The organism is Blastococcus sp. SYSU DS1024, from assembly GCF_054050795.1.
The window spans coordinates 39,744-56,609 of the sequence record NZ_JBJHAA010000023.1; the positions used below are offsets into that span (position 1 = coordinate 39,744).

At 73.6% G+C, this 16,866-nt stretch carries 10 protein-coding genes and 2 tRNA genes; 8 read left to right on the plus strand and 4 right to left on the minus strand.

The annotated features are described in order from the left end of the window. Nucleotides 1–91: 91 nt before the first annotated feature. Nucleotides 92–244: a DUF5679 domain-containing protein gene (locus ACI79S_RS17675; protein ID WP_012950213.1), complete on the minus strand. Its 153-nt coding sequence runs from the start codon at nt 242–244 to the stop codon at nt 92–94. A 431-nt stretch (nt 245–675) separates the two neighbouring features. Between ACI79S_RS17675 and ACI79S_RS17680 the strand changes: the two genes are divergently transcribed. Further along, complete coding sequence (locus ACI79S_RS17680) at nt 676–1,245, plus strand: M48 metallopeptidase family protein (protein ID WP_456594751.1); 570 nt, start codon at nt 676–678, stop codon at nt 1,243–1,245. A 7-nt stretch (nt 1,246–1,252) separates the two neighbouring features. Here the strand turns inward: ACI79S_RS17680 and ACI79S_RS17685 are convergent, their stop codons facing one another. After that, nucleotides 1,253–2,656: a zinc-dependent metalloprotease gene (locus tag ACI79S_RS17685; RefSeq protein ID WP_456594752.1), complete on the minus strand. Its 1,404-nt coding sequence runs from the start codon at nt 2,654–2,656 to the stop codon at nt 1,253–1,255. Between the two features lie 179 nt (nt 2,657–2,835). On the opposite strand from ACI79S_RS17685, the gene ACI79S_RS17690 reads away from it, so the two are divergent. The 3 genes from ACI79S_RS17690 to ACI79S_RS17700 all read left to right on the plus strand — a co-directional run bounded on the left by ACI79S_RS17690 (nt 2,836) and on the right by ACI79S_RS17700 (nt 7,129). Then, a complete protein-coding gene (locus ACI79S_RS17690) occupies nt 2,836–3,858 on the plus strand; it encodes a YlbL family protein (RefSeq protein WP_456594753.1) in 1,023 nt (340 codons plus the stop codon). A 164-nt stretch (nt 3,859–4,022) separates the two neighbouring features. Next, the gene (locus ACI79S_RS17695) at nt 4,023–6,977 is read left to right on the plus strand and encodes a UPF0182 family membrane protein (RefSeq protein WP_456594759.1); all 2,955 of its coding nucleotides are present in this window, start codon (nt 4,023–4,025) and stop codon (nt 6,975–6,977) included. Nucleotides 6,978–7,052: 75 nt separating this feature from the next. Then, nucleotides 7,053–7,129, plus strand: a tRNA-Met gene (locus ACI79S_RS17700). 80 nt (nt 7,130–7,209) lie between these two features. On the opposite strand, the gene ACI79S_RS17705 is transcribed toward ACI79S_RS17700, so the two are convergent. Beyond that, on the minus strand, nt 7,210–7,755 hold the full coding sequence (locus tag ACI79S_RS17705) for a hypothetical protein (protein WP_456594754.1): 546 nt from the start codon (nt 7,753–7,755) through the stop codon (nt 7,210–7,212). Between the two features lie 115 nt (nt 7,756–7,870). Further along, nucleotides 7,871–9,217 (minus strand): threonine/serine ThrE exporter family protein, encoded by a 1,347-nt coding sequence (locus tag ACI79S_RS17710; RefSeq protein WP_456594755.1) that lies wholly within the window; start codon nt 9,215–9,217, stop codon nt 7,871–7,873. A 179-nt stretch (nt 9,218–9,396) separates the two neighbouring features. Between ACI79S_RS17710 and ACI79S_RS17715 the strand changes: the two genes are divergently transcribed. From ACI79S_RS17715 to ACI79S_RS17730, 4 genes are all read left to right on the plus strand, one after another. Then, on the plus strand, nt 9,397–10,986 hold the full coding sequence (locus tag ACI79S_RS17715; RefSeq protein WP_456594756.1) for a BCCT family transporter: 1,590 nt from the start codon (nt 9,397–9,399) through the stop codon (nt 10,984–10,986). 81 nt (nt 10,987–11,067) lie between these two features. Next, nucleotides 11,068–11,141: transfer RNA gene (locus ACI79S_RS17720), tRNA-Met, on the plus strand. Nucleotides 11,142–11,949: 808 nt separating this feature from the next. Beyond that, the gene (locus ACI79S_RS17725; RefSeq protein ID WP_456594757.1) at nt 11,950–13,737 is read left to right on the plus strand and encodes a thiamine pyrophosphate-requiring protein; all 1,788 of its coding nucleotides are present in this window, start codon (nt 11,950–11,952) and stop codon (nt 13,735–13,737) included. Between the two features lie 3 nt (nt 13,738–13,740). Continuing rightward, the gene (locus tag ACI79S_RS17730; protein WP_456594758.1) at nt 13,741–16,854 is read left to right on the plus strand and encodes an FAD-binding and (Fe-S)-binding domain-containing protein; all 3,114 of its coding nucleotides are present in this window, start codon (nt 13,741–13,743) and stop codon (nt 16,852–16,854) included. Nucleotides 16,855–16,866 lie beyond the last annotated feature (12 nt).

Here is a 16,866-nt window from a genome sequence, read left to right on the forward strand (position 1 = left end):
CCAGAGGGCGCCGCCGACGCGAGAGGATGGAACGGTCCTTCTGCAGGGGCCCGCCGCGAGCCTGCGGGCGGTGGGGGGCAGAAGGATCCTCCTAGGCCTTGCCGAGGATCCGGTTCATCTTGGTGCCGCAGACGGGGCAGGTGCCCTGCGCCATCCGGCGGCCGGACTCGCTGACCTTGACCTCGCCGTCGAAGTCGCGCTTCTCCTTGCACTTCACGCAGTAACCGTTGTAGCTCTCCGCCACGGGATCTCCTCGTCTCCGGGGTGCCGCGGCTCGCACGCCGGGCACCGTTGCGCGAGCACGCTACCCGTGACCGGCGGGTGCCATCCCCGTCGACGGCCGCCCGGCGGCGGGGTCCCCGACGGTCGGGGACCCTCCCTTCCCCACAGCTGTGGACGAGGCTGTGGATGCCATGGGGACGGCGTGGCGTGTCCCTGTGCGGAACCGGGGGAGGAGCCGGGGACAGGTGGCCCGCGGTGAGCTCCGCCGCCCCGTCGACCAGCACGGACGTCCCCGTACGGGTGTGGATCCCCGCGTCCGGCCACCGTGGTCACCGGCTGGAGCGGTGGCGATGTCCACCATCCGTGCGACCTGCACCCGAGCGGGTGTCTCCGCGCAGGCGCCACGCCGAGGCGGTGTCCTACGGTCTCCCCGTGCCCGGAACGCCCCCTGACGTGAGCGCCCTGCCTGAGCCGGCGGACGGCGACGTCGTGGAGGTCCGGCGCAGCTCCCGCCGACGACGCACCGTGACCGCCTACCGGGAGTCCGGCCGCACGGTGGTGCTCATCCCGGCGGCCTTCAGCCCGGCCGAGGAGCAGCGGTGGGTGGCCCAGATGGTGGCCAAGCTGCGCATCCGCGAGGAACGCCGCAAGCGCTCGCTCGGCGGCGACGCGGAGCTGATGGCGCGGGCGCGGGCCCTGTCCGCGGCCCACCTCGACGGGCTGGCCGAGCCGGCGAGCGTCCGCTGGGTCGACAACCAGCACCGGCGATGGGGCTCGTGCACGCCGGCCGACCGCACCATCCGGTTGTCGAGCCGGCTGCAGTCGATGCCCGAGTACGTCGTGGACTACGTGCTGGTGCACGAACTGGTGCACCTGCTCGAGCCGGGTCACGACGAGCGGTTCTGGGCGCTGGTCGCGCGCTATCCCCGGGCCGAGCGGGCCCGGGGCTTCCTCGAGGGCGTGGAGCTCGCCGCGACCGCGGGCGCGGCCGGCGACGAGCCGGTGTCCGACGTCGACGACTGAGCGGCGCTCAGCCCTCCCCGCCCTCCTCACGCTGGATGGGCCCGTCGGACCCGTCGGGCTCCTGCCCGCCCGTCGACGGCTCCGCGTCGTCGGCATTCAGCGCGGCGAGCTCGTCATCGATGCCCTGGCGGGCGACGAAGTCCAGCGGCTCGTCCAGGTCCTCCGAGGTCGGCAGGAGGTCCGGGTGCGACCACAGCCGGTCCCGCTCCGCGCTGCCGTGCTGCTGGCCCATGGCGCCCCACACCGTCGCCGCGTCGCGCAGCCGGCGGGGGCGCAGCTGCAGCCCGACCAGGGTGGCGAAGGTCTGCTCCGCCGGACCGCCGGAGGCCCGTCGGCGGCGCATCGTCTCGGCGAGGGCGGCGTGCCCGGGCAGCCGGTCGCCCGCCGCGGCGGCGACCACGGTGTCCACCCAGCCCTCGACCAGGGCCAGCAGCGTCTCGAGACGGCGCAGCGCCATCTGCTGCTCGGGCGTCTCCTCGGGCTCGAGCACGCCGCTGCCCAGCAGGCGCTGGATGCTCTCCGGGTCGCTGGGGTCCAGCCCCGCGCCCATGCCGCCGGACATCGCCTCGTTGATGCCCCGCTCGATCGCCTCGCGGTCGATGGTGATGCCGCGCGCGTAGGCGTGCACGGCGTCCTGGAGCTGCTGGCGCAGCCAGGGGACGTGGGCGAACAACCGCTGGGAGGCAGCCTCCCGCAGCGCCACGAAGAGCCGGACCTCGTCGGCCGGGCGGTCGAGCCCCTCGGCGAACGTGGCCAGGTTCTGCGGCACGAGCACACCGGTGCCGGCAGGCGCCAGCGGCAGCCCGACGTCGGTGCTGGTTAGCACCTCGCCGGCGAGCGTGCCCAGCGCCTGGCCCACCTGGGCGCCGAACATCAGCCCGCCCATGCGGCCCATGATCCCGGCGACGGGCCCGAAGGACATCGCCGCCTCCTGCGGCAGCGCGCTGGTCATCGCCGCCACCACCCGCTCGGCCAGCGGATCGATGAGCGCGGCCCACGCCGGCTGGGTCAGCTCGACCCACTCCACCCGCGACCACGCGGCGGTGCGTTCGATCCCCGACGGCAGCTCGGTCACCTGGTCCAGCCACAGGTCGGCCAGCCGGAGCGCCTCGGCGGTCGCGGAGCGCTCCTGCTCCGACGACGGCTGGTGGCCGGCCGCCAGCTGGCTGATCGCCCCCTGCCGGGCCAGGTCCCAGTTGACCGGGCCACCCGACCAGTTCATGAGCTTCTGCAGCTCGGCGAACAGCGGCATCTTGCCGAGCACGTCCTCGGGCGACCCGCCGCCGGCCATGCCGCCGAAGAGGGCGCCGAGACCGAACGGGTCGCCGGCTCCCGGCTCGCCTGGGCGCCCGGGCTCGCGGCGCTCGGGGTCACGGTCGGGAGGGCCGAAGCCGAACGGGACGTCGCTCATGGGTCCACGGTAGACGCGTGATCTTCGTCCGTGGGGCGGGATCGTGTTCGCCACGAGCGCACCGGTCGCGCGGGCCCCCCGCCGGCGCGCGGCGGGGGAGGGCCGGTGGGGTCGCCCACCGCCCCCGGTTCCGCGGGCTCGCGGCGCGCCCCGGGGACGGGGCCCTAAGCTCGCCGGTCGTGACCCGTCGGAGCGCCGTCCTCAGCGTCGGCGCCGTTCTCCTGCTGCTGTTCGGCGTGCTCGGCACGAGCGTGCCCGTGCCCTACGTCGCGCAGGTCCCCGGCCCCACGTTCGACACGCTCGGGGAGGTCGACGGCGAGCCGATCATCGCGGTGGAGGGCAGGGGGCGCAACGAGGTCGAGGGCGACCTCACCCTCACCACCGTCGGGGTCAGCCGTGGCGGGCTGAGCCTCGTGCAGGCCGTGCGCGGCTGGTTCGACGAGGAGATCAGCGTCGTCCCCGAGGAGTCGGTCTACCCGCCCGACCGCACCGAGGAGGAGACCCGGCAGGTCAACCGCCAGGCGTTCCTCACCTCGGAGCAGGCGGCCGAGAGCGTGGCCCTGGGCGAGCTCGGTTACCCGGAGAAGGTGGTCGTGCGGGACGTGCCCGAGGGCTCGCCGTCGCAGGGGCTGCTCGAGGAGGGCGACGCGCTCGAGTCGGTCGACGGGCAGCCGGTGCCCGACTCGGAGGTCCTGGCCGACGTCCTCGCCGGCATCCCGCCCGGTACGCCGGTCACCGTCGGCTACACGCGGCTGGGCGAGCCGGGTACCGCGACGGTCACCACCCAGGCGGCCGAGGGGCGGGAGGGCTCGCGGCTGGGCATCAGCGTGCTCGACCAGCCGTCCGCGCCGTTCGACGTGGACATCCAGGTGGCCGACGTCGGCGGGCCGTCGGCCGGCCTCATGCTCACCCTCGGCATCCTGGACCTGGTGGGCGAGGAGGACCTGACCGGCGGCGCGGTCATAGCGGGCACCGGGACGATCGACCTGGCGGGGAACGTCGGGCCGATCGGCGGTGTCCCGCTGAAGCTGGTCTCCGCCCGCGACATCGGCGCCGAGCTGTTCCTGGTCCCCGCCGACAACTGCGCCGAGGCGCTGGCCGCCCCCGACACCGGCGTCCCGCTGGCCCGGGTCGCCACCCTCGACGACGCGCTGGCGGCCCTCGCCGACGTGCGCGCCGGCCGGACCCCGGAGAGCTGCTGACCCGAGCCCCCACAGGTGCCGACGCGCCCCCACCGGGAACCCCGCGCCGTCCGGTGCGTTGTCCTTGAGGCCGGGTCCGCCCGGCGCCGCACCACCCGACCCCACGGTCGATCGTCGCGTGGCCGAGAGACCACGCCCGCAACTGAAGGAGACCGCTCGTGGCCATGCGGCCCCCCGTGCCGGTGCCGACGCTGTCCCGGCGCGCGAAGCTGGTCATCGGTGCCATCGCCGTGCTGCTGGTGCTGTTCACCGCCGTCGGCACCCTCACCAACGTCTACGTCGACTACCTGTGGTTCGACGAGACCGGGTACACCGAGGTCTTCTGGACCGAGCTGCAGTCGCGCGCGCTGCTGTTCGCCGTCGCCGGCGTGGCGACCGGCGGGCTCACCGCGCTGGCCGTGTACCTGGCCTACCGGTTCCGGCCCACCTTCCGGCCGATGTCGCTCGAGCAGCAGAACCTGGAGCGCTACCGCCAGTCGCTGGAGCCGCGGCGCGGCCTCGTGCTGACCGGCATCGCCGTCGTCCTCGGCCTGTTCGCGGGATTCACCGCGCAGAGCAGCTGGGAGACGTGGCTGTCGTTCCGCAACAGCACCGACTTCGGCCGGACCGATCCCCAGTTCAGCATCGACCTGTCGTTCTTCGTCTTCGACTACCCCTTCTACCGGCTGCTGCTCGGCTTCGGGTTCGCGATCGTCATCCTGGCGCTCATCGGCTCGCTGCTGACGCACTACGTGTTCGGGGGCTTGAGGCTGCAGACCCCCGGGCAGAAGCTGACCGCCGCCGCGCGGGTGCAGCTGTCGGTGCTGCTGGGCTTCTTCCTCGCCCTGAAGGCCGTGGCCTACTGGCTGGACCGCTACGGGCTGGTCTACTCCGGCCGCGGTGGCGTCTTCACCGGAGCCAGCTACACCGACGTCAACGCGCTGCTGACGCCCAAGACGATCCTGGTCTTCGTGGCGGCCGTGTGCGCCCTGGCGTTCTTCGCCAACATCGTCGTCCGCAACTTCCTGCTGCCGGCCGCGGCCCTCGTGCTGCTCCTGGTCTCCAGCCTGGTCATCGGCGTGGCCTACCCGGCGATCGTCCAGCAGTTCGTCGTCAACCCGAGCGCCAACGAGAAGGAGGCGCCCTACATCGAGCGGGCCATCCAGTCGACTCGGGAGGCCTACGGTCTCGACGACATCGACTACGTCCAGTACGCGCAGGAGACCACCGGCAACGAGGTGGACCCCGACGTCGCGCTGGCCGAGCTGCGGAACGACACCGAGACCATCCCGAACGCCCGGCTGCTGGACCCGAACGTCCTGACCGACACGTTCACGGCCCGCCAGCAGATCCGGAACGTGTACGGCTTCCCCGAGAAGCTCGACATCGACCGCTACACCATCGACGGCGAGACCGGGGACTACGTCGTGGCGGTGCGCGAGCTGGACAGCGCCGGGCTGTCGGAGAACCAGAGCACCTGGATCAACCGGCACACCGTCTACACCCACGGGCACGGCTTCGTCGCCGCTCCGGCGAACGAGGTCGTGGCCGGCTCCGAGGGCGGCGAGCCGAACTTCACCACCGGCGACCTGCCGACCCGGGGGAACATCCCGGTCGAGCAGAGCCGGATCTACTACGGCGAGCTGATCCAGGACTACTCGGTGGTCGGGGCTCCGGAGGGCAGCGCGCCGCGGGAGTTCGACCTGCCGGAGGGCGGATCCGAGGACCGGCAGATCAACAACACCTACGAGGGCGCGGGCGGTGTCTCGGTCGGCAGCTTCTTCCGGCAGCTGACGTACGCGATCTACTACCGCGAGCGCAACTTCCTGCTCTCCAGCGCGGTGAACGAGGAGTCGAAGGTCCTCTACGTCCGGGACCCGCGTGAACGCGTGGAGAAGGTGGCGCCCTTCCTGGAGGTCGACGGCGACCCGTACCCCGCGGTGATCGACGGCCGGGTGACCTGGATCCTCGACGGCTACACCACGTCGGACTCCTACCCCTACGCCGAGCAGATGCAGCTCGGCGAGGCGGTGGCGGACGCGCTCACCGGCACCGGCACGACCGCGCTGCCGAACGAGACGGTGAACTACATCCGCAACTCGGTGAAGGCCACCGTCGACGCCTACGACGGCACGGTGAGGCTGTACGCCTGGGACGGGGAGGACCCGGTCCTCCAGACCTTCATGAAGGCGTTCCCCGGCGTGGTCGAGCCGAGGAGCGAGATGAGCGACGAACTGATCAGCCACGTCCGGTACCCGGAGGACCTGTTCAAGGTGCAGCGGGACATCCTGACCCGCTACCACGTCGACGACCCGATCGCCTTCTACGAGGGCAGCGACCGGTGGCAGATCCCCGACGACCCGACGCGGAACATCGAGGAGAACCAGCCGCCGTACTACATCCTGGCCCAGCGACCAGGAGACGACGAGGCGACGTTCCAGCTGACCAGTGCGCTGAACGCCTTCCAACGGGAGAACCTCTCGGCGTTCGTCTCGGCGTCGAGTGCGCCGGAGACCTACGGCGCACTCCAGGTGCTGCAGCTACCCGGCAACACTCCCTTCCGGGGTCCCGGGCAGGTGCAGAACGCGTTCATCACGAACAACCAGGTGCGGCCCGACCTCACGCTGTTCGACAGCCAGAACTCCGCTGCCGTGTTCGGCAACCTGCTGACGCTGCCGATCGGCGACGCCGGGTTGCTCTACGTGGAGCCGCTCTACGTGGAGAGCACCGGAGAGGGCGGCTTCCCGCTGCTGCAGCGGGTGCTGGTCAACTTCGGTGACCGCATCGGCTACGCCAACACCCTCTCCGAGGCGCTGGACCAGGTGTTCGGCGACGGTGCAGGGGTGGTCGCGTCCGACGCCGACGGGGTGCCGACCGAGGTGGAGCAGGGGGAGGACACCCCCGGCGTGGAGGAGCCGGCCGATCCCACCGACGTGCCGATCCCGCCGGACGGCACGGACGGTCTGCCGGCCACGCCGGACATGGAGCAGGCCGTCCAGGACATCAACGCCGCGCTCGAGGCGTTGGCCACCGCCCAGCGGTCCGGCGACTTCGCCGGCCAGGGTGCGGCGCTGGCCGACCTGCAGGAGGCCGTGACGGCCTACCAGCAGGCGCAGCAGGCGGCCGCCGGGGGCGACTGAGCCACGCTCCTCGCGGGGTGGGCGCCGGGTCCCCGGCGCCCACCCCGCGCCGAGCTGGTACGGTGGTGTCACCGACGCGGGGTGGAGCAGCTCGGTAGCTCGCTGGGCTCATAACCCAGAGGTCGCAGGTTCGAATCCTGTCCCCGCTACCACCACGAAGGCCCGGCCCCACCAGGGGCCGGGCCTTCGTCGTCCTCGTGCCTTCGGGTGCTCGGGCCGCGGGCCCGAGTGGTCAGACGGCGCTGAGCTCCTCGTGCGTGCGGGCATCGGGCCAGTCGCGCGACCAGTCGTCGGCCTGGCGTGGGGCACGGCGGTACGGCGTCGGCCGCGGCCGCGCCGGTTCGCCTCGCGGCGCGCGCGCCGCGGCCGGCACCCGCTGGGCGGGAGCCGGCGTCCCCGGGTCGGCGGGCGGCCGCGGGACCGGCGGCGTGCTCACGTGCGCAGGTGGGCGCGGTCGCGTGGTCAGCGCGGCCAGCAGCGTGTGCGGGCGCGTGCGGTCCGGCTCGGCCGACGGCGCGGCGGCCAGCGGGCGCGCCGGCGGCGCGGGGAACGGCTCCCGCCGCGGGGGGTGGGCCGGGTCCGGCAGGCGGAGCTCGGCGAGGTCCTTCCACGTCGAGTGCCGCAGCCCGTCGACGGTGCACCGCACGCGGGCCGAGACACGGCCGTCGGGCGTGTGCCGCCAGCCGAGCAGCTCGCCGGAGTACCAGATCCCGCGGTGGTGGATCTCCACCGGCTGCGGGTCCCCGACGAACCTCTTCGCCGCCACGTCCCCCGCCACGAGCCGGACTGTAGGCGGGGCGGGAACGGGGGCGCCGGAGGCGCGCACGGGTCCGGCGCCTCGCGCGTGGCGGCCCGCCCCACCGTTCACACGGGTCCGTGCCGACGCCCCCGCGTCACGCGCGCGCCACCCCGCCACCGCCGCCGGTGGCGCTCCGCGCGCGTGCTCCCCGGGCCTGGACCAGGCCGGTCAGGCGCCGCTCCCCGGGCAGGCGGGTCCGCCGCAGGGCCTGCCCCACGTACTCGCCCAGCAGCGACCCCGCCGCCAGCGCCAGGCCGACGGTGATCGCCGTCCCGAGCAGCGTGATGCCGCCCAGCGTGTCGCCCTCGGTGAGCCGGCGGAGGCCGCGGTAGATCGTCAGCCCGGGCAGCAGCGGGATGATCCCGGCGGCCACGTAGACCAGCGCGGGTACCCGCTGGCGGGCGGCCAGGACGAAGCTGCCCAGGCCGATGGCGACGGCGGCGGTCGCCGTCGCGAGGGTGACCGACAGGCGCAGCTGGTCCAGCCCGACGAAGACGGCCCAGCCGAGCGCGCCGGCGGCCGCCGCCGGGGGCAGGGTGCGGCGGGGGGCGTGGTTGGCGACGGCGAAGGAGGCCGAGATCGCGGCTGCGGCGGCGAGCTGGAGCGGGACGTCCGCCAGGCCGCTGGACGGCGGGTCCCACATGGCGACCGGGAGGCCCAGCCGCACCCCGATCGACAGGCCGACCGCGACCCCGCTGATGATCCCGGCCGTCAGCAGGAACGTCTCGAAGGCCCGCGCGCTCGCCGTCACGTAGAAGCCGGTGATCGCGTCGTGCACCGAGCCGACGAGCGTGACCCCCGGCAGGAGCAGCACGATGCCGCCGGCGACGACGAGCGACGGGCGGACGCCGATGTCGGCGGCCACCAGCGCGAGGGCGACCGACGTGGCGATCAGCCCGCCGGCCGCGTTGAGGAAGAAGGGCGGCAGCCCGCGGCGGCCGAGGCGGTCGATGGCGAGGTCGACGAGCACCGTGGCGCCGAACGCGGCCGCCGTCACCGCGGGCCCGGCGCCGAGGAGCACGGCGACCGCCCCGGCCAGGACGGCGCGCGCCCCGGTGACCACCCACCGTCGGTAGGGGTGCCGTGCGGTGGCGATCGCCCGGAGCCGGCGGTCGGCCTCCGGCGGGGTCACCCGTCCCGCGGCCAGGTCGCCGACCACGTTGTGGACGGCGGTGGCGCGCGAGTAGTCCAGCTCCCGCCGCTGGACCAGGCGCAGCCCGCTGATCGGGGCGGCGTCCGCGGTGGCGTGGCCGGAGACGGTGATCGAGGTGAAGGTGATGTCGCACTCCACCCGCCCGAGGCCGCAGGAGCGGGCCACGACCGTGCAGGTGGCGGTCACCTCGGCGGCGCTGGCTCCAGCCGACAGCAGCAGTTCCCCCGCCCGGAGGGCGAGGTCGACGGCGTGGTGGGGGCCCTGCTGCGCGGACGGCTGAGGTGGCACCCGCCCACGATCCCCGACGACTCCGGCCCACGGGGGTGGCCCTTCTCACCCGTCAGAAGGTGCGCTTCCGCGCCTGCCCTGCCAACCTGGGTGGTCGTGCCAACCGCCGGATCCGTTCCGGAGGTCCGGCCTGCCGCCGGTCGTCCGCCGGCTGTCCCCGACTGGAGGAACCTCCGCTCGTGCGCAGAACATCCGCCGTCTTCTGGGCCTCGCTGGCCATCGTGCTCCCCTTCGTCCTGTGGGGGGCGGTCTCGCCCGAGTCCCTCGACTCCGCGGCCGGGTCCGCGCGGGCCTTCGTCGTCGACCGGTTCGGCTGGTTCTACCTGCTCACCGCCACGATCGTGCTGATCGCCGTCATCGCGGTGGCGGTCTCGCGGTGGGGGCGGGTGCGGCTGGGTGCGGACGAGGACCGGCCCGAGTACAGCACCCGGGCCTGGTTCTCCATGCTCTTCAGCGCCGGGATGGGCATCGGCCTGGTCTTCTGGGGCGTGGCGGAGCCGGTGTCGCACTTCCTCACCCCGCCGACCGCCGACCCGGGGACCACGGAGGCCGCCCGCGACGCGCTGCGGTACTCGTTCTTCCACTGGGGCCTGCACCCGTGGGGCATCTACGCCGTCCTGGCGATGGCCCTGGCCTACGCGCGGTTCCGCCGCGGCTGGAAGGCCACCATCAGCGGTGCGCTGCGGCCGCTCCTCGGCGATCGCGTCGACGGCCCGCTGGGTGTCGCGGTCGACACCGTCGCCGTGGTCGCCACCGTCTTCGGGGTCGCGACGTCGCTGGGGCTCGGCGCGGCGCAGGTCAACGGCGGTCTCGCCTCCCTCGACGCGGACATCGCCGTCGGCTCGGGTGTGCAGCTGCTGATCATCGCCGTGGTCACGGTCCTGTTCCTGCTGTCGGCGCTGTCGGGCCTGAACCGCGGCATCAAGTGGCTGTCCACGGCGAACGTCGTCCTCGCCGTCGGGCTCTTCGCCTTCGTCCTCTTCACCGCCGCGTCGGGCCGGCTCGTGGGCGCCTTCACGACCACGCTGGGCAGCTACCTCACCGAGCTGCCGACGATGAGCCTGCAGACCGGGCCCTTCGACGTCGAGCGCTCGGAGTGGATCAACGGGTGGACGGTCTTCTACTGGGCGTGGTGGATCTCCTGGTCGCCCTTCGTCGCGACCTTCATCGCCCGCATCTCCCGAGGGCGGACCATCCGCGAGTTCGTCATCGGTGTGCTGGCGGTGCCCACGCTGGTGAGCGGGCTGTGGTTCTCCGTCTTCGGCGGGGCCGGGATCCTCGCCGAGCAGGAGGGGGCGGAGCTCGGGGGGCGGTCGACCGAGTCGCAGCTGTTCGCCCTGCTCGACACGCTGCCCGGCGGCCTGGTGGCCGGCATCGGGGCGATGATCCTGATCGTCACCTTCTTCATCACCAGCGCGGACTCCGCCACCTACGTCCTGGGGTCGCTGAGCACCCGGGGCGGGGCCGACCCGGCCCGCAGCGTGAGCACGGTCTGGGGTCTGGTGATCGCCGCCTCGGCCGCCGTCCTGCTGGTCAGCGGCGGGCTGGGCGGGGTGCAGACCGCCTCGATCGTCGCCGCCTTCCCGTTCGCGGTCGTGCTGCTGATGGTGCTCGCGTCGCTGGTCAAGGGGCTGCAGCAGGAACCCCGCCTCCCGCGCCGTGCTCCGGAGGACCAGCTGCCTCCGGCCACGACGGCGTCGCCGAACGGTCACCCCACCGGCGGGGCGACCGCTGTGCCGCCGACGGCAGGCACGGCCAGCACCTCCTGAGCCCGGCCGGCCCCGTGGTCGCGCCGACCACGGGGCCGGCGGGGGTCGGTCCCCGCCGATGAGGTACCGTGGGGAAAGCAGCGCGGGGTGGAGCAGCTCGGTAGCTCGCTGGGCTCATAACCCAGAGGTCGCAGGTTCGAATCCTGTCCCCGCTACGAAGGCAGTGCAGAGGCCTCCCTCGCTCCGGAACGGGGCGAGGGAGGCCTCTGTCGTCGGCGGCCGACCGTGGGCACGCAGTCCGACCGGATCGGTCTCACCGACGGCCGGAGCGGAGTGCCCGCGTCGGTGCGGGTGCGCGCTCCGAGCACGTGCAGGAGATCGCGTGCCCTCGAGCCCGGCTCGCTCAGGCGGTCCGGTCGCCCCGCTGACCGGCTCCATCGAGGCCTGGGCCATCCCCGTCAGCCGGTCCCGCCTCAGCGCTGTGGTCCGCGCCCCCGGCCCCGGCTGGGCTGTGCGCGGCGGCGGCTCTGCCGAGGAGCCAGATGGTCAGCAGGACCGCGAAGACCACGACGATGATCCCGACGGCGAGCGCGGCGATCCGCCGCCGGGCCGGTTTCCCGCGCCCGACGCGGAACTCGGGATCATGCGGTCCACCGTCCCCGCGGTGGTCTCCTCCTGCGCTCATCGGTCCTCCCGGGATGGCCGGTGCCGCGTCCGCGGCTACCGGAGGTTGGGTCGGGGCCCGAGGGGCGCGGCCGGAAGGTCCGGGCTGCGCGCCCACTCGCGAGGCCGGAGAAGACGTCGTCCCCGCCCCGAGCACGAGCACCCGCTGACGAGGCGGGGACGGCGGTGAGCGTGGTTGCCTCCATGTCTTCCCCGGGGCCGACGTGCTCGACCGACGGGTCGTTCCCCTTGCCTCGACAGGTGGGGCGGTCATCCGATCGTAAAGTCCCGCCTCGGTTTCATCCCAGCTCAACGGGTAGCGCGTCCAGGACGGTGCAATTCAACGGGAGGGGTCTCCCCATGAGCCAGACTGTCGCCGACGTCCTGCTGGACCGCCTCCGGGAGTGGGGGGTCGAGAAGGTCTTCTCCTATCCCGGTGACGGGATCAACGGCATCCTCGAGGCGTTCGGGAAGCAGGACGGCCTGCAGTACGTCCAGTCCCGGCACGAGGAGATGTCCGCCTTCGAGGCGGTGGGGTACGCGAAGTTCACCGGCCGGGTGGGTGTCTGCATGGCCACCTCGGGGCCGGGCGCGATCCACCTGCTCAACGGGCTCTACGACGCCAAGCTCGACCACGTGCCCGTGGTCGCGATCGTCGGGCAGACCGACCGGAGCGCCATGGGCGGCTCCTACCAGCAGGAGGTCGACCTGCTGTCGCTGTTCAAGGACGTCGCACACCACTACGTGCACGTGGTGAACACGCCTGAACAGCTCCCCAACGTGATCGACCGCGCCATGCGGATCGCGGCCGCCGAGCACGCGCCCACCGCGGTGATCATGCCGGCCGACGTGCAGGAGCTCGAGTACAGCCCGCCGACGCACGAGCACAAGATGGTGCCCTCCAGCAGCGCGCACACCTCGACGCCGACGATCGCTCCCGACGACCGGTCGATCCGCGCCGCCGCCGACCTGCTCAACAGCGGCAGCAAGGTCGCGATGCTCGTCGGCCAGGGCGCGCGCGGCGCCCGTGCGGAGGTCGTCGAGGTCGCCGACATCCTCGGCGCCGGCGTGGCCAAGGCGCTGCTCGGCAAGGACGTGCTCCCCGACGACCTGCCGTTCGTGACCGGGTCGATCGGGCTGCTGGGCACCCGTCCGACCTGGGACATGATGAAGGACTGCGACACCCTGCTGACGGTCGGCTCCAACCTGCCCTACAGCGAGTTCTTCCCCGAGTACGGCCAGGCGCGCGGCGTGCAGATCGACCACGACGCGAAGTTCATCGGCATGCGCTACCCGTACGAGCTGAACCTCGTGGGCGACGCCGCGACCACCCTCCGCGCGCTGATCCCGCTGCTGGAGCGCAAGTCCGACCGGTCCTGGCGCGACGGCATCGAGGACGGCGTCCGGCGCTGGTGGGAGACCATCCACATGCGCGCCATGACCGACGCCGACCCGGTCAACCCCATGCGGCTGTTCTACGAGCTGAACGACCGGATGCCCGGCAACGCCATCATCACCGCGGACTCCGGCTCGTCGGCCAACTGGTACGCGCGCCACCTGCGGTTCGGCCCGGACACCCGGGGCTCGCTGTCCGGGACGCTGGCCACCATGGGGCCTGCGGTGCCCTACGGCATCGGCGCCAAGTTCGGCCACCCCGACCGGCCGGTCATCGCCTTCGTCGGCGACGGGGCGATGCAGATGAACGGCCTGGCCGAGCTCATCACCATCTCCCGGTACTGGCGGGAGTGGGCCGACCCCCGCATGGTGATCGCGGTGCTGCACAACAACGACCTCAACCAGGTGACCTGGGAGATGCGGGCCATGGGCGGGTTCCCGAAGCTCGCCGACTCGCAGACGCTGCCCGACGTCTCCTACGCCGCGTTCGCTGCCGGCCTCGGCTTCGAGGCGATCACGGTGGACGACCCCGACCAGGTGGGGGCGGCGTGGGACCGGGCGCTGGCGGCGGGCCGGCCGGCGCTGCTCGACGTGCACGTGGACGCCGACGTGCCGCCCATCCCGCCGCACGCGACGCTCGAGCAGATGACCGAGACGGCCAGGTCGCTGTTCAAGGGCGACGAGGATGCCTGGGGTGTGGTCAAGCAGGGGGCCAAGACCAAGATCCAGGAGTTCCTGCCGCGCCGGGGCTGAGCGATGGCGGTCACCGATCTGCCCCCGCCCACCAGCCGGCCGCCGGAGCCGGCCGGGCCCGACCGGGTGGACGTCGCGGCGCTGGCGGCCGACCTGCGCCGCCGGGTCGACGGCGGCGTCCGGTTCGACGCAGGCACCCGTGGCGCGTACTCCACCGATGCGTCGAACTACCGCATCCCGCCGCTGGGCGTGGTGGAGCCGCGCACCGTGGAGGCGGCCGTGGCGGCGGCCGCGGTCTGTCGGGAGCACGGGGCGCCCCTGCTGTCGCGCGGCGGGGGGACGAGCCTGGCCGGGCAGACCACCAACGCCGCCGTCGTCCTCGACTGGAGCAGGTACTGCAACCGGCTGCTGTCGGTCGACGTCGACCGGCGCATCTGCGTGGTGGAGCCCGGCATGGTCCTCGACCACCTCGACGCGCGCCTCGCCGAGCACGGGCTGACCTGGGGACCCCAGCCGGCCACCCACTGGACCTGCACGGTCGGCGGGATGCTCGGCAACAACGCGTGCGGCTCCTCGGCGCAGGTCTACGGCAAGGCCGTGGACAAGGTGTCCCGCCTGGAGGTGCTGCTGGCCGACGGCACGCGGATGTGGGTCGGCCCGACGAGCGACGAGGAGTACGCCGAGATCGTGCGGGCGGGTGGCCGCCGTGCGGAGGTCTACCGGGGACTGCGCGAGCTGCGGGACCGGTACCTGGCCGAGATCCGCACCGGCTTCCCGCAGATCCCGCGACGGGTCTCCGGCTACAACCTCGACGCGCTGCTGCCCGAGAACGGCTTCGACGTGGCCCGGGCGCTGGTGGGCAGCGAGGGGACGCTGGTGACCGTGCTCCACGCGGAGCTGCAGCTGTCGGAGCTGCCGCGGGTGCGTCGCCTGGCGGTCCTCGGCTACCCCGACGTCGTCGCCGCGGGCCGTGACGTCGCCCGGGTGCTCCCGCACCGTCCGCACCGGCTCGAGGGCGTCGACGAGGTGCTGCGCCGCAACCAGGACGAGCTCGGGATGAACCCGCGGGCCCTGGAGAAGCTGCCCGACGGCAGCGGCTGGCTGCTGGTCGAGCTCGCCGGGGACGACGAGGAGGAACTCGCCGGACGCATGGAGCGGATGATCGAGGACCTCCGCTCCGCTCCCGAGCCGCCGGACGTGCTGGTCCTGAGCGACCCCGCGGACCAGGCGGACATGTGGGCCTTCCGCGAGTCCGGGCTCGGCGCCACCGCGCACCCGCCGGACGCGCACGACACCTGGCCGGGGTGGGAGGACTCCGCCGTCGCACCCGAGCGGCTGGGGGAGTACCTGGCCGACCTCGAGCAGCTGCTCGACCGGCACGGCCTGACGCCCGCCTCCCTGTACGGGCACTTCGGTCACGGGTGCGTGCACCTGCGCATCCCGTTCCCGCTCGGCGCCCCGGACGGCGAGCCCACCTACCGCTCGTTCCTCGAGGACGCCGCCGAGCTCGTCACCCGGTACGGCGGCTCCATGTCCGGCGAGCACGGCGACGGTCAGGTGCGCGGCGAGCTGCTGCCCCGGATGTTCGACCCCGAGATCACCGAGGCGTTCGGCCGCATGAAGACGCTGCTGGACCCGGACAACCGGATGAACCCCGGGAAGGTCGTCGCCCCGTACCCCCTCGACGACCACCTCCGGGTCACCGACGAGTACCCCGCCTGGCAACCCGAGGTCGCCTTCGGCTACCCGGAGGACGAGGGGTCCTTCGCCCACGCCGCGGCGCGCTGCGTCGGCGTCGGCAAGTGCCGCGCGTCGCTGGAGGCATCCCCCGGCGCGGTGATGTGCCCCAGCTACCAGGCCACGGGCGACGAGAAGCACTCCACCCGCGGGCGCGCGCGCCTGCTGTTCGAGATGCTCCGCGGTGACGTCATCCGCGACCGCTGGCGCTCGACCGCCGTCCGCGACGCGCTCGACCTGTGCCTGGCCTGCAAGGGCTGCCGGAGCGACTGCCCGGTCGACGTCGACATGGCGACGTACAAGGCGGAGTTCCTGTCGCACCACTACGCGGGCCGGCTGCGCCCGCGGACCCACTACACGCTCGGCTGGTTGCCGCTGGTCGCGCGGATCGGTGCGCTGGCGCCGCGGGTGGTGAACGCCCTGACGCAGACGCCGGGGGTGCGCACGGTGGCCAAGGCGGTCGGCGGGGTGACCCCGGAGCGCGACCTGCCGCTGTTCGCCCCGCAGCGCTTCACCTCCTGGTACCGCGAGCGGGGGCCCCGAGGAACGGGCGAGCGCGGCGAGGTGATGCTGTGGCCGGACACGTTCACCGAGTTCTTCCAGCCGCACATCGGCGAGGCGGCGGTGACGGTGCTGGAGGACGCCGGTTTCACCGTGCGGATCCCGGACCAGGAACTGTGCTGCGGGCTCACCTGGATCTCCACGGGTCAGCTGGCGACGGCCGCGCGGACCCTGCGCAGGACGGCGGGCGCCCTCGCGCCGGAGCTGCGCGCGGGGATGCCGGTCGTGGCGCTGGAGCCCAGCTGCACCGCGGTCTTCCGGTCCGACGCCCCCGAGCTGCTCCCGGACGACGAGGACGTCCGGCTGCTCGCGGAGCGGACCCGGACCCTCGCGGAGCTGCTGGGTGAGCGCGCTCCGGACTGGGCGCCTCCCCGTGCGGACCGCGCGGCGATGGTGCAGACCCACTGCCACCACCACTCGATCATGGGCTTCGACCAGGACCGCGAGCTGATGCGGAGGGCCGGGTTCGACGCCGACGTGCTGAACTCCGGCTGCTGCGGGCTGGCCGGCAACTTCGGGTTCGAGCGGGGTCACTACGACGTCTCCATGGCCTGCGCCGAGCAGGCCCTGCTGCCCGCGGTGCGCGAGGGCGACCCCCGGGCGGTGGTGCTCGCCGACGGCTTCAGCTGCCGCACCCAGGTCGAGCAGGCCGACACCGGCCGCAGGGCGGTGCACCTGGCCGAGGCGCTCGCCGGTCTGGTGACCGGCGCGCGGCTCGAGGACAACCCGGAACGGGTGCTGGCACCGGCGCCCGACCCGCCGGGCCGGCTGGCGCAGGGGGTGGGGGTGGGGGGGGGCGGCCCCAGGACCACCCCCGTCGTGTACGCGGCCGCCACCCCCGTGCGGCGCACCCTGGACCGCAGCTCCAACGCCGCATAGGACCCCCGTACC